This window comes from Streptomyces hawaiiensis (assembly GCF_004803895.1).
GTDB classification, from domain to species: domain Bacteria; phylum Actinomycetota; class Actinomycetes; order Streptomycetales; family Streptomycetaceae; genus Streptomyces; species Streptomyces hawaiiensis.
This window is the reverse complement of record NZ_CP021978.1, coordinates 7,678,865-7,691,057: the sequence shown is the minus strand read 5'-3', so window position 1 is coordinate 7,691,057 and position 12,193 is coordinate 7,678,865. Positions and strand designations below refer to the sequence as shown.

The following is a 12,193-nucleotide window of genomic DNA, read 5'->3' as shown; positions in this document are numbered from 1 at the left end:
GCCGATTTTAACGGCCGGGCCGCTCAGTGGTTCACGGCCGTCACCAGGACGGTTCCGGAGGTGCGCGCCACGACGAACGACTGCCCCCTGACCGCTTTCGCGTCGAGGACGACGCGGTGGCGGCCCGGTTCGAGGACGCCGTCGAAGATCTCGTGGGTGTGGGGACGGGAGAGCCGGTCGAGGCGGTAGGCGGTGAGGGTGACACGGCAGGCGGAGGTGACCTCGACGTCCGCGCTCCCGTCGGCGGCGGTGAGGCCGGTGAGGCGGCGCCGGCGGGCCGGGCTGCGGCCCAGGGCGTGTTCGATCTGCGCGACGAGGAGCGGGACGATCGGGGCGAGGCCGTCGACGTGGGCGACCGGGACCCCGGCGCGCTCGAAGGCCCGGCGGACGGCGGCACGTTCCTGCTCGCCGGCCGCGTGGCCGAAGACGACGGCGCCGTAGCCGCGGAGTTCGTCGGCGGATACGCCGTCGGCGTCATGGGCGATGTCGGCGCCGACGCCGATGGTGCGTAGGGCCGCGGCCAGTTTGGCGAGGACGGCGACGCGGGCGCCGATCAGCAGGACGCGGCGCCGGGGGTCGGGCGCGGCGCCGTTCAGCAGGGCGCTGAGCGCCGTCCGGTACTCGGTGCCGCGGAAGCGGAACGGGCCGATGCCGTGGTAGCCGTTGAGCTCCAGGTCGGCGTGTTCGTCGGTCTGCCAGGCGAAGTCCCGCCAGATGAAGTCCTCGCCGTCGCTCTGGATGACGGCGGTGACGGCTCCGCAGGCCAGGTCCTCGCACTCGGGGCAGCCGTAGACGACGTAGCGGCCGCCGGGCAGCGGGGCCGCGCTCTCCAGGAGCAGGCTGCGGACCTGCGCGGTGAAGATCGCCGGTGGGACGTCGGAGGCGAGCGGGGAGACCGCGTCGAGGTCGGAGAGCTGGAACAGCAGCGGGCGTCCGTCGACGATGAAGTCCACGAAGTCCCGGTGGACCTGGTAACCACCGTCGTTGAGGACTCCCCCGGCCCGCATCGCGGGTGCCAGGCCGAAGGTCGCGTACTCGGCACACATGCTGTGAGTATCCCCACACTGCGCGTGATGTGAGCACGGCATGACACATTCCGCTACGGTCCGGGCATGACGAGCGAGTCGAGTGGCGAGATCGTGGTGGTCGGCGGCGGGGTGGTCGGGCTGACGACCGCACTGGTTCTCGCCGAGCAGGGGCGGCGGGTGCGGGTGTGGACGCGGGACGCCGTCGAGGCGACCACGTCAGCCGTTGCGGGTGCGCTGTGGTGGCCGTACCGGATCGAGCCGGTCGCGACGGCGCGCGTGTGGGCGCTGCGGGCGCTCGAGGTGTACGAGGAGCTGGCGGCGCGGGCCGAGCAGACCGGCGTGCGCATGGTCGATGGCGTACTGGGCGAGACCCGCCTCGACGAGGCCGACGGGTGGCTGACGGGCCGGGTGCCGGGGCTGCGGGCGTCCACGGCCGGGGAGTACGCCGGGACGGGCGTCCGGGCACGGCTGCCGCTCATCGACATGCCCGCTCATCTGCCGTGGCTGCGGGAGCGGTTCGTGGCGGCGGGCGGGGTGGTCGAGACGCGTACGGTGTCCGCCTTCGCGGAGGTGGACGCGCCGGTCGTGGTCAACTGCGCGGGACTCGCCGCGCGGGAGCTCGTGCCGGATCCCTCCGTGCGGCCCGTGCGCGGGCAGCTGGTCGTCGTGGAGAACCCGGGGATCGACACCTGGCTGGTCACCACCGACGCAGCCGGGGAGCACGCGTACCTGTTCCCGCAGCCGGGCGGGCTCGTCCTCGGCGGTACCTCCGAGGAGGACGCGTGGTCGCTGGAGCCCGACCCCGCGGCGGCCGAGGCGATCATCCGCCGCTGTGCGGCGCTCAGGCCGGAGATCGCCGGGGCCCGCGTGCTGGAGCATCGGGTCGGGCTGCGGCCCACCCGGCCGGCGGTCCGGCTGGAGCGCGACGCCCTGCCGGACGGGCGGCTGCTGGTGCACAACTACGGCCACGGCGGCGCGGGCGTCACCGTGGCCTGGGGGTGTGCGGAGGAAGCGGCCCGGCTGGCCTGCGGCTGAGGGCGCGCGGCACGTCCTGACGCGGCGAGGGCGGCCCGGGTCGCGGAAACCCGGGCCGCCCGCTGCCGTGCGATCAGTGCTTGCCGATCGGGTCTCCCTCCACGTCCGGGCCGCGGCCCGGGCCGACACGGAACTCGAACTCGCCGTCGTACTTCTTGTGGCCCGCCATGACGGCCATTTCGACGGCCTCGGATCCCATCTGCTCACGCACGATCACCGGGTCGCGGCGAAGGTCGCGCATGAGGGCGACACACATGAAGATCATCACGATGACGAACGGCGCCGCCGCGAGGATCGTGAGGTTCTGCAGGCCGGTCAGCGCGTCGCCCTGCCCGCTGCCGACGAGCAGCATGATCGCGGCCACCGCGCCGGTGAGCACGCCCCAGAACACCACCACGAAGCGGCCGGGTTCGAGCGCGCCCTTCTGCGACAGGGTGCCCATGACGATCGAGGCCGCGTCGGCGCCCGAGACGAAGAAGATGCCGACGAGAACCATCACGAGCAGGCTCGTGGCGGTGGCGATGGGGAACTGCTGGAGCACGCCGAAGAGCTGGCCCTCCGGGGTCGCCTCCTTTCCGAGCTGTCCTTCCTCCTGCATCTTCATCGCCGAGCCGCCGAAGATCGCGAACCAGACCAGGCTGACCGTGCTGGGTACGAGGATGACACCGCCGACGAACTGGCGGATCGTGCGGCCCCGGCTGATGCGGGCGATGAACATGCCGACGAACGGCGTCCAGGAGATCCACCAGGCCCAGTAGAAGACCGTCCAGCTGCCCAGCCAGTCGGCGACGCCCTCGCCGCCGCTCGCCTCGGTCCGGCCGGCCAGCTGGGGCAGGTCGCCGAGGTAGGCGAAGACGGACGTGGGCAGCAGGTCGAGGACGATGATGCTCGGGCCCGCCACGAACACGAACAGGGCGAGCACCAGCGCCAGCACCATGTTGGTGTTGGACAGCCACTGGATGCCCTTCTCCACACCGGAGATCGCGGACGCGACGAAGGCCAGGGTCAGCACCGCGATGATCGTGACGAGCAGCCCGGTGCTCACCTTGTCCATCCACTTCAGCTCCTGCACACCGGAGCCGATCTGGAGCGCGCCGAGCCCGAGGGAGGCGGCGGAGCCGAACACGGTCGCGATGATCGCGAGGATGTCGATGGCCCGGCCGATCCCGCCGTTGGCGTTCTTCCTGCCGATGAGCGGGGTGAAGACGGCGCTGATGGTCTGCCGACGCCGCCTGCGGAAGGTGCTGTAGGCGATGGCGAGGCCGACCACCGCGTAGATGGCCCAGGGGTGGAGCGTCCAGTGGAACAGGGTGGTGGCCATGGCCGTCTCCATGCGATCGCCGGAGTCGGCCGGGTTGGTGCCCGGCGGGGGCGTGCCGTAGTGCGACAGCGGCTCGCTCACGCCGTAGAACATCAGGCCGATGCCCATGCCCGCGCTGAACATCATCGCGACCCAGGACACCGTGCGGAACTCGGGCGCCTCGCCCTCCGTACCGAGATGGATTCGGCCGTAGCGGCTGATCGCGAGCCAGAGGGCGAAGACGACGAAGCCGGAGGCGGCGAGCATGAACGCCCATCCGCCGTTGTGCATCAGCCCGCCGAGCATGGTGGTGGAGACATCTGTGAGCGAGTCGGTCGCCGCCGCGCCCCAGACCACGAAGGCGAGGGTGAGCACCGCCGTGACGCCGAAGACGATGCGGTCGGTCTGCGGCCGGTCCTGACCGGTTAGGCCCGCTTCCGACCCCGGCAGCGCGGCTCCCTCGGGGGAGTCCTTGTCGCTTGGTCGTTCTTGCGTCACTGGCGGCACCTTTCATCGGGAAATGCAGAGGAGGGCGTAGGTCCTCCGTAACGCTGCTACCACGTGTGGCGCAATTTCACCCCTCTCAACATGCGGTTTCGGATGAACCTCCGGTCAGGCGGTACTCGGCCCGGTCGTCGAGCAGCAGCGGCACTAGCGCCCGCAGGGGCTGGCGCAGGGGCACGAGCACCCCCTCGCCGTCCTTGCGTACGCGCACACCGTGCAGCGCGAGTTCGTCGCCCACCTCGGCGTACTGGGCTGCGGTGAGCCGGTATCCGCAGGGTGGGTTCTGGATGATTTCAGCCGGTTCGGGCGGGTCGTTGTCGGCGCCGCCGACGTAGACGGGGCCGGTGGTCGCGTAGCCGGCGAGCCGGGCCCTGGCCGTCGCCGCCTCGATCCGGCCCCGGCGCTGGTCGGTGTAGCCGAACAGACCCTTGAGGGCGTCGAGTTGGGAGGTGACCCGGCGGCGGTTGTTCAGTGCCTCGTCCGCCTTCTCCGCCTCGGTGAGCGGGTCCACGCGGCTCTCGATGAGCAGTCCGACGGAGTGCTTCACACCGGACATGTTGCGCAGAATGCGCTCCTGTCCGTCCCCGGCGACCTGCTTGACCGGCTCACCGGTCTCCGGGTCGGTCCAGATGCCGTAGGTGCCGGTCGAGTGGCCGGCCCGCCGGGCGGTGGGCCGGACGTACGACTCGGACAGGGTCTGCGCCTCGTCGTGGACCGCCTCGTGGGTGTTGAGGTTGCGCGGCCACAGGTCGAAGAGGTCCCTGTCGTAGTACGGCGGGGTGGCGCCGTACTCGTGCAGGTCGTAGACGATGTCGGGGCGCTGGTCGCGGATGAGGGCGGCCAGGGCACGGCCCTCGGCGGTCTTCAGGGCGAGGTGGTCGCGGTTGATGTCGACACCGTCGCCGTTGCCGCGGGTGTTCGCGGCCCGGCCGTCGGGGTTGGCGGTGGGCACGACCAGAACCGTGGTGCGGTCCAGGAAGCGCCGGGTGCGGCTGTCGCGGGCGTACGCGAGGTCGCGGACGGTGGTCAGGCAGGCCTCGCGGCCGGAGGGTTCGTCGCCGTGCTGGCTGCAGATGAGCAGCACCTTGTTGGGGCTCGGGCGGTTGCCGATCCGCACCAGCTGGAGCGGGCGGTCCTGCTTCGTGGTGCCGAAGCGGGTCAGGAGGACGCGGGCACTGGACCGGTCGACGGCCTTGAGGAAGTCCTGTTCCTCGGGCTGGGTGGTCCAGCGGGCGCCGTTCGACTGCTCGAAGCCGGTGCGCGGCGGGGAGCCGGTGGCCGCCTGGGCCGGTGCGGCGACCAGGGAGGCCGTGAGGGCCGCGGTGGCCAGGATCAGGGCGCCGACGCGGGTGGTGTCTCGGGTCACTGGCTCGCCTCCGGGACGCGGTGCGTGGTGCGCGGCTCCCGTACGCCGTCCAGGACCGTGGCCTCGGGGGCGGCGGACGCGGCATGTGTGGTGGCGCGGGCGAAGGCGGTGGCTCCGCCGACGAAGGGGATGCGCGCCGAGGTGCGGGACAGGTCGAGCGTGAGCTCGGGCCTGTCGGCGGGAGGGTCGATGAGGCCCTGGTCGGTGCCCGCGACGATCAGCGCCAGGCGGTGGCCCTCGGGCACGACGTGGTCGGTCGCCGCCAGGTCGAGGGTGATCGTGTACCGCTGGCCCGGAGTGAGCGGGGCGCCCTTGTGGTCCGAGGCGTGGTTGCCGAGGTCGGCCCAGCCGCGGCTGACGACCGTGTAGTCGACGTCCGCGGTCTTCGCCTTGGTCTCCTTGAAGCAGGAGCTGTCGCCGGCGGTGCTCGCGCCCCAGCAGGTGCGGTCGGCGAGGGTGGTGATGCCTTCGCCGGCATCGGCGTAGTCGCGGATGGCGGCGGGGCCGATGTCCACGAGGACGGCGGAGAGATGGGCCGTCGGGGTGGAGGGCGTCGCGGTGACGGTGACCTCGGAGGATCCGGACAGGCGCAGGTCGCGGGTGAGCGGCCCGCTGACGAACCCGGCCTTCTCCGGTGTCGGCTCGTCGATGTGCGCGGCCCAGTCGCTCTCGCTCAGCTTCGGGTCGTCGGTGAAGCTCTCGGTGCCGTGGCCGCGGTGCAGGCCGAGGGTGCCGACGCCGGCCTGGTCGCCCCGGTCGGGGCGCAGGGTGGCGGCGCGGGTGCCGCTCGGCGGCCAGACCCTGGACGTGGTCCACTGGTCCGGCCCGCGTTCGATGTCGGCCATGGGCTCGCGGTCGATGCCGTTGTCGTAGCCCATGAGTTCGTGGTCGAACCAGCGGTGCAGCGTCTCGACCCACTCCGCGCGCCGGAAGTCGAAGGGGTCGACATGGCCGGTCTGCGACAGCCAGATCTTGCGCTCGACGCCGTTCTTCGCCAGGGCGTCCCACCACTGGCCGACGTGCTTCATGCGGACGTTGAGGTCCTGCATGCCGTGGATCAGGAAGACGCTGGCCTTGACCTTGCGCGCGGCCGTGACGTAGTCGCGCTCGGTCCACAGCGGGGTCCGGTCGCCGGTGCGCGGGGCGCCGTCGACGAGCTTCTGCTGCACGGCTGCGCACTTGGCGCGGGCGTCGGGGCCGTTGACGTAGTCGGAGAGCCACTCGGGGCCGGAGTCGTAGAGCGGGGCGCCCTGCTGGAAGTAGTAGTCGTACCAGGAGGAGATGGCGCTGATCGGGACGATGGTCTTCAGGCCCTTGACGCCGGTGGCGGCGACGCCGTTGGCGATGGTGCCGTCCCAGCTCTTGCCGATCATGCCGGTGCGGCCGTTGGTCCAGCCGGCCTGGGCGCGGGTGGTGCCGGTGCGGCTCGTGTAGGCCTTGGCGCGGCCGTTCAGCCAGTCGACGACGGCCTTCGCGGACTGGACGTCGGAGCGGCCGCCGACGTCGACGCAGCCGTCGGAGCGGTTGGTTCCGGCCAGGTCCACGCCGACGAACGCGTAGCCGCGCGGGACGAAGTAGTTGTCGTAGTACAGCGGCATCTGTGCGACGCGGCCCTGCGCGTCGTACGTCTTCCTCTGGCTCTCGTTGCCGCGCCCGCAGCAGGAGTAGTACGGGCTGGCGTCCATGATGACGGGGACTTTGCGGCCCTGGCGGGCGGTTTCGCGGGGGCGGACGATGTCGACGGCGACACGGTCGGTTTTTCCGTCGCGGTCGCCGTCGAGTCCGGTGTCCACCCAGACGGCCTCGCGGATGGCGTTGTCGTAGGAGTAGACGGGTTCGCTCCCGCGCGGGGCGGTCTGGGCGGCCTGTGCGGCCGCCGGGGTGAGCAGTGTGGCCAAGAGGGCGGCCGCGGCCGCCGTCGCGAGCGGTCTCCAGGTCGTGAAGCGCGTGCGTTTCGGCATGCGCCGGACGCTACATCGGTGAACTCCTGTTCAGAAGAGGGCAGCTGACGGACCGGCGTGTCCGGGGGGAGCCTCCGGGGCGGGTGTCTCATGTCGGCCGAATGGCGATCGTGTGACAGCGGGGGCCATGGACATGATCAAGGCACGGGGAGTCAACAGGCTCCAGACAGACTCCGGAAGACCTCGGCACCCTACGACTTGGAGCCTTGCGTGCACCGCAGAATCATCGCGCCGGGAGCCCTGGCAGCGGCCGTTCTCCTGCTGGCGATCCCGGCATCGGCCGCCCCCTACTCCCCCGGCGCGCCGGGTATCGGCGACCCCTACTACCCGGCCTACGGCAACGGCGGATACGACGTCTCCCACTACGACCTCCGGCTGAAGTACCAGCCGGCCACGGACGAGCTGGAGGGCACGGCCACCCTCGTGGCCCGCGCCACGCAGGACCTGTCGAGCTTCAACCTGGACTTTCTGCTGGACGTCGGCGAGGTGCGCGTCGACGGAGCGAAGGCGTCGTTCCGGACCTCGGGCGAACACGAGCTGGAGATCACGCCGAGGAGCCCGCTGGCCAAGGGCGCGTCCGTCACGGTCGTCGTGCGCTACCGCGGGGTGCCGTCGTCGAAGAAGGCCTACGGATTCACCAGCTGGCACCGCACCCCGGACGGGGGCGTCGCGGCGAACGAGCCGGAGGCGGCGGCGTGGTGGTTCCCGAGCAACGACCATCCGCTGGACAAGGCCACCTACGACGTGTCCGTACTGGTCCCGGACGGCACCCAGGCCATCTCCAACGGCACGCTTCAGTCGACGAGTTCACGGCTCGGCTGGACCCGCTGGAACTGGCGGTCCGACCAACCGCAGACCACCTACCTCGCCACGCTCGCGGTCGGGAAGTTCGACATCACGACCGGCACGACGGAGGGCGGCATTCCGGTCCTCAACGCCTACAGCAAGGATCTCGGCGCCCATGCCGGGGCGGCGCGGGCGAGCATCGAACGGACCGGGGAGATCGCGGACTGGCTGGCCGGGTACTTCGGGCCGTACCCGTACAACGCGCTCGGCGGGTACGTGCCGAACACGGACACCGGGTACGCGCTGGAGACCCAGACCCGGCCGTTCTACAGCCCGCGGCAGTTCGCCAACGGGTCGAACGTGTCCGTCGTCGTGCATGAGCTGGCCCACCAGTGGTACGGCGACGACGTGTCGCTCAAGGGCTGGAAGGACATCTGGATCAACGAGGGGTTCGCGCGGTACGCGCAGTGGCTGTGGTCCGAGCACGAGGGCGAAGGCACGGCGCGGGAACTCGCCGACTACGTGTACGCCTCGCATCCGGCCGACGACCCGTTCTGGACGGTGAAGCCCGGGGATCCCGGCCCGGCCAGCCAGTTCGACATCGCGGTCTACGACCGTGGCGCACTGGCCGTGCAGGCGCTGCGCAACAAGATCGGCGACGAGGCGTTCTTCACGGTCCTGAAGGGCTGGCCGTCGAAGTACGCCCACGGCAACGCGTCGGTGGCGGACTTCCGGCGGTATGCGGAGGAGGTCTCGGGCAAGCCGCTGGCCGCCCTCTTCGACACGTGGCTGTTCCAGCCGTCGAAGCCGGGGGTGCCGGCGGCCCGGGCCGCGGCCGTGGCGAAGGCGCCGGGGGTGGTTGCGCAGCCCCGGTCGTGGAAGAGAATCGCGGCGACGAACGGGGTGCACGGGCACGGGGAGCACGAGCATGGGGAGCACGAACGGAGGCGCTGACAGACCTGGTCCTGCACGGGCTTCGGTCGCCGGGAGTGGCAGCGGGCGGCGGCGGCGGTTCTGCTGGGCTCCGGGTGGCGCCTGGCGGAGGGGCGACACCGGTACTGCTCAACCCCGGGCGGCCTGGCAGCGGGCGACAGCCGTACTGCTGGGCTCCGGGTGGCCTGGCCGCACTCGGTGCCGAGCGGGGCCGCCTGGCTCGGTCCGCCGGCCCTGCTCCGCTTGCGTCCGGCAGCCCGGCCCCTCAGGGCTGCCGGCGGTGCGGCCCACTGCCGTCGGGGACCTGGTTCCGCCCGAGTGCGGGCGGTCTGCCGTCGGGGCCCCGGCTCCGCCCGGGCGCGGCCCACTGCCGTCGGGGCCCCGGTTCCCCCGGGCGCGGGCGGTCTGCCGTCGGGGCCCCGGTTCCCGCCCAGGTGCGGGCGGTCGCACCGCCAGGACGGCGCGGGTGGGCGTAGCGGCACCCCGCTGCGCCGGGTAATAGCCCCGGGCACCAGGTCTGCCGAGCGTCAGCACCTGTCCCCTCTGCTCGATCGCACGCACGGCCGCGCTTCCTCCTGCCCCTGGCACTACGGTGGATCAGTGCGCCGGGCGCGTCGGTCCGGCGGCGTTGTCGGGCCGATCGAGGAGCCGGACGTGCGGAACGTGGCGATCGTCGAGGCACCGTCCGTGCTCGGGCTGCGCCCCACCGGTGTCGAGGACCTGCCGGCGGCGCTTCTCGGGGCCGGGCTGGCCAAGCGGCTCGGGGCGGTGCACGCGGGCCGGGTCGAGCCACCCCCGTACGACCCGGAGAGGGACCCGGGGACGGGAGTTCTGAACCCGGGCGGCATCGCCGCCTACTCCGTGGCGCTGGCCGACGTCGTGGGCGAGGTCCTCGACCGGGGCCGGTTCCCCGTCGTGCTCGGCGGCGACTGCAGCGTGCTGCTCGGCAACCTGCTCGCGCTGCGCCGCCGCGACCGGCACGGACTGCTCTTCCTGGACGGGCACACTGACTTCTACCAGCCGTCGGCGGAGCCGGCCGGTGAGGTGGCCTCCATGGAACTCGCCCTGGCCACCGGGCGCGGCCCGCGCGTGCTGGCCGACCTGGAGGGCAGGGGCCCGCTCGTGCGGGACGAGGACGTCGTCGCCCTGGGGTTCCGGGACGCTGAGGAGTCCGCGGCGTACGGGATGCAACCGCTGCCGTCCGCGCTGCACGCGCTGGAACTGGACACCGTGCGCGCCCTGGGCGCGGCCGAGGCGGCCCGGCGCGCGGTCGGGCTGCTGACCGGCGGCGGCGCGGACGCCGGGTACTGGGTCCATCTCGACGTCGACGTCCTGGACGACGCGGTCATGCCCGCCGTCGACTACCGGCAGCCGGACGGTCTGACCTGGCAGGAGCTGGAGAGCGTGCTGCGCACGGCCCTGTCCGGCGGCGGTGCCGTCGGCCTGACCGTCACGATCTTCAACCCCCGGCTGGACCCCGATGGCACCCTGACGCGGGACCTGTGCGGCTGCCTGGTGCGGGCCTTCGACAGCCAGGGCTGAGCCGGCCTGTCCCCGCCCGGGGTGTACTCGCCGTGGTCGTGGTTCACCGACGGAACGGTGGCGTCACCCCGGACATACGTGATCCCCGACATGACGCCACCGTGGGCGCGGCCACTGACAACGGCCGTGACCTGCTACTTCGTCAGCTGCGACAGCTCCTGGTCCGCCGTCTGCGAGACCCGGCGGCGGACGCCGAACCAGCCCGCTACCAGCATGACCGCGATCAGCGGGATGAGCAGGAGGGTCCTGCGGCCGACCTCGGGGTCGTTCCACATCATGCCGAGGCAGGCCAGCAGGAAGGCGATCGTGGTGATCTCCGTGACCGGGCTGGCGAAGAGGCGGAAGGAGGGGCGGGTGACCTGGCCGGCCTTGGCGCGGCGGACGAAGACCAGGTGGCACACCATGATGATCACCCAGGTGCTGATGATGCCGAGGGAGGCCACGTTCAGAACGATCTCGAAGGCCTGGGCCGGCACGAGGAAGTTCAGGCCGACGCCGAGCACGCACACCGCGCAGGTCAGCAGGATGCCGCCGTAGGGGACCTGGCTGCGGTTCATGCGGGCGGTGAACTTCGGGGCGGATCCCGCCATCGCCATGGAACGCAGGATGCGGCCCGTGGAGTACAGGCCGGAGTTGAGGGAGGACATGGCGGCCGTCAGGACCACCAGGTTCATCACGTCGCCCGCGGCCGGGACGCCGATCTTCGACAGCACCGTGACGAAGGGGCTCTGGTCGGCCGAGTAGAGCGAACCCGGCAGGAGCAGGGCGAGCAGGACGACCGAGCCGACGTAGAAGAGGCCCACGCGCCACATGATCGAGTTCACCGCGCGCGGGACGACCTTCTCCGGCTCGGCGGTCTCACCCGCGGCGACACCGACCAGCTCCAGCGCGGCGTACGCGAAGATCACGCCCTGCATGACCAGGACGACCGGCATCATGCCGTGCGGGAAGACCCCTCCGTTGTCGGTGATGACGCCCAGGCCCGGGGTCTGGCCCCCCACCTCGTGCTGCGTGGCGAGCAGGAAGATGCCGATGAACATGAAGCCGATCAGCGTGGCGACCTTGATGATCGCGAACCAGAACTCCATCTCGCCGAAGTACTTCACCGAGATCAGGTTCACGGCCAGCACCACCGCGAGGGCGACCAGCGCCAGCATCCACTGCGGGATGTCGGTGAACAGGCTCCAGTAGTGCGTGTAGAGCGCGATCGCGGTGATGTCGGCGATGCCGGTGGTCGACCAGTTGAGGAAGTACATCCAGCCGGCGACGTACGCGCCCTTCTCGCCGAGGAACTCGCGCGCGTACGACACGAAAGAGCCCGAGGACGGGCGGTAGAGCACGAGCTCACCGAGGGCCCGGACCACGAAGAAGGCGAAGATGCCGCAGACCAGGTACGCGATCGCCAGCGCCGGTCCCGCGTTGTGGAGGCGGCCGCCCGCGCCCAGGAAGAGCCCGGTGCCGATCGCGCCTCCGATGGCGATCATGTTGACGTGGCGGGCCTTGAGGTCCTTGCTGTAGCCGGCGTCGCCCGCGTCCGCGGGCACTGCGGCCGCATCGGTACGCGGCGTGGCCGCAGCCGTGTTCACGGCGTCCTTGCTCACGGTGGATCCACTCTCTGGTGCGCCCGAGCGGGTCGCGCTCGGCTTCCGGACGTACATAAGGTCCGCGCCCTCTGTCAGGGCACAGACCAAGGGGCCACCTTCCCCCGCCGGGCGCGGCTCACGCGATGGCATACCTC

8 protein-coding genes are annotated in these 12,193 nt (G+C 71.6%); 3 read left to right on the top strand and 5 right to left on the bottom strand.

Annotated elements, in window-relative coordinates; translation table 11 throughout:
• Positions 1-23: 23 nt before the first annotated feature.
• Positions 24-1,046 carry an oxidoreductase gene (locus tag CEB94_RS35080; RefSeq protein ID WP_175435974.1) on the bottom strand — a complete coding sequence of 341 codons (1,023 nt, stop codon included), beginning with the start codon at positions 1,044-1,046 and terminating at the stop codon, positions 24-26.
• Positions 1,047-1,112: 66 nt separating this feature from the next.
• Here CEB94_RS35080 and CEB94_RS35075 point away from each other — a divergent pair, with 66 nt between their 5' ends.
• Entirely contained in the window at positions 1,113-2,063 is a 951-nt protein-coding gene (locus CEB94_RS35075) for an NAD(P)/FAD-dependent oxidoreductase (protein ID WP_175435973.1), read from the top strand.
• A gap of 73 nt (positions 2,064-2,136) precedes the next feature.
• Here the strand turns inward: CEB94_RS35075 and CEB94_RS35070 are convergent, their stop codons facing one another.
• The 3 genes from CEB94_RS35070 to CEB94_RS35060 all read right to left on the bottom strand — a co-directional run bounded on the left by CEB94_RS35070 (position 2,137) and on the right by CEB94_RS35060 (position 7,194).
• On the bottom strand, positions 2,137-3,861 hold the full coding sequence (locus CEB94_RS35070; protein ID WP_175435972.1) for a BCCT family transporter: 1,725 nt from the start codon (positions 3,859-3,861) through the stop codon (positions 2,137-2,139).
• An 85-nt stretch (positions 3,862-3,946) separates the two neighbouring features.
• Positions 3,947-5,233 carry a M14 family metallopeptidase gene (locus CEB94_RS35065; RefSeq protein ID WP_175435971.1) on the bottom strand — a complete coding sequence of 429 codons (1,287 nt, stop codon included), beginning with the start codon at positions 5,231-5,233 and terminating at the stop codon, positions 3,947-3,949.
• Positions 5,230-7,194 (bottom strand): Xaa-Pro dipeptidyl-peptidase, encoded by a 1,965-nt coding sequence (locus CEB94_RS35060; protein WP_175435970.1) that lies wholly within the window; start codon positions 7,192-7,194, stop codon positions 5,230-5,232. Before CEB94_RS35060 ends, CEB94_RS35065 begins: the two co-directional genes overlap by 4 nt.
• A gap of 210 nt (positions 7,195-7,404) precedes the next feature.
• Between CEB94_RS35060 and CEB94_RS35055 the strand changes: the two genes are divergently transcribed.
• A complete protein-coding gene (locus CEB94_RS35055) occupies positions 7,405-8,934 on the top strand; it encodes a M1 family metallopeptidase (protein WP_175435969.1) in 1,530 nt (509 codons plus the stop codon).
• 633 nt (positions 8,935-9,567) lie between these two features.
• Positions 9,568-10,455, top strand: coding sequence for an arginase family protein (locus CEB94_RS35050; RefSeq protein WP_175435968.1), 888 nt, complete (start codon positions 9,568-9,570; stop codon positions 10,453-10,455).
• Positions 10,456-10,589: 134 nt separating this feature from the next.
• On the opposite strand, the gene CEB94_RS35045 is transcribed toward CEB94_RS35050, so the two are convergent.
• Positions 10,590-12,056, bottom strand: coding sequence for an amino acid permease (locus tag CEB94_RS35045; RefSeq protein WP_175435967.1), 1,467 nt, complete (start codon positions 12,054-12,056; stop codon positions 10,590-10,592).
• Positions 12,057-12,193: the final 137 nt, after the last annotated feature.

What these genes read in the sequence shown, in the direction of transcription:
- CEB94_RS35080 (WP_175435974.1), bottom strand. Translation starts at nt 1,046, where the DNA reads ATGTGTGCCGAGTACGCGACCTTCGGCCTGGCACCCGCGATGCGGGCC.
- CEB94_RS35060 (WP_175435970.1), bottom strand. Translation starts at nt 7,194, where the DNA reads ATGCCGAAACGCACGCGCTTCACGACCTGGAGACCGCTCGCGACGGCG.
- CEB94_RS35075 (WP_175435973.1), top strand. Translation starts at nt 1,113, where the DNA reads ATGACGAGCGAGTCGAGTGGCGAGATCGTGGTGGTCGGCGGCGGGGTG.